Source organism: Flavobacterium sp. WG21 (assembly GCF_000335775.1).
Taxonomy (GTDB): Bacteria; Bacteroidota; Bacteroidia; order Flavobacteriales; family Flavobacteriaceae; genus Flavobacterium; species Flavobacterium tructae.
Genome location: NZ_AMYW01000077.1, coordinates 1 through 962 on the forward strand (window position 1 = coordinate 1; position 962 = coordinate 962).

Annotated in this window: 1 pseudogene; it reads left to right on the top strand. The window is 42.7% G+C overall.

Features of this window, described 5'->3' with window-relative positions:
* Positions 1–962: pseudogene (locus tag C245_RS23495) on the top strand (hypothetical protein); the annotation flags it as partial.

Here is a 962-nt window from a genome sequence, read left to right on the forward strand (position 1 = left end):
CAGGAACAGTAACACAACCTACTTGTTCAGTGGCTACAGGAAGTTTTGCAATTTCAAATTATAATGCTGCTTATGCATATTCAGTAAATCCATCAACAGGAGTTACGGTTTCAGGCGCTACAGTAACCGCTCCGGCAGGAACTTATACTGTGACAGCTACATTAGGAACTTGTAGTTCAGTAGTTTCAGATAACGTTGTGATAAACGCACAACCGTCAACCCCTGTAAAACCAACCGCAGGAACAGTAACACAACCTACTTGTTCAGTGGCTACAGGAAGTTTTGCAATTTCAAATTATAATGCTGCTTACACGTATTCAGTAAATCCATCGACAGGAGTTACTGTTTCAGGTGCTACAGTAACCGCTCCGGCAGGAACTTATACGGTAACTGCTACATTGGGAACTTGTAGTTCAGTAGTTTCAGATAACGTTGTGATCGCTAGTGAATGTGCTGGTATTTCAGTAAGCAAAAAAGGAGTTTATGTAGACGCTAATGCCGATGGTATTGTAAACGTTGGTGATAGAATCGACTATACTTTTACAGTTACCAACACAGGTAACGTAACCCTGGCTCCGGTAACCATTAGTGATGCTAATGCAGTGGTAAGCGGAAGTTTAGCGAGTTTAGCTCCCGGAGCAACAGACTCGTCTAGTTTTACAGCCGTTCACACCATTACACTGGCTGATATGAATAACGGTCAGGTAGACAACGTAGCTACAGTTACAGGAACTCCTCCAACAGGATCACCGGTAACAGCTAAGTCAACCGATCCAAGTCCAATTTGTTCGACTTGTCCACCAAAAGATCCGGCTGCATGTCCAAGCTGTACCGTAGTTCCTTTAACGTCTTCACCAAAAGTAACGGTAAGCAAAAAGGCAACTTACGTAGATGCAAATGCAGATGGAATCGTAAACGCAGGCGATAGAATTGACTATACTTTTACAGTTAGAAATACAGGT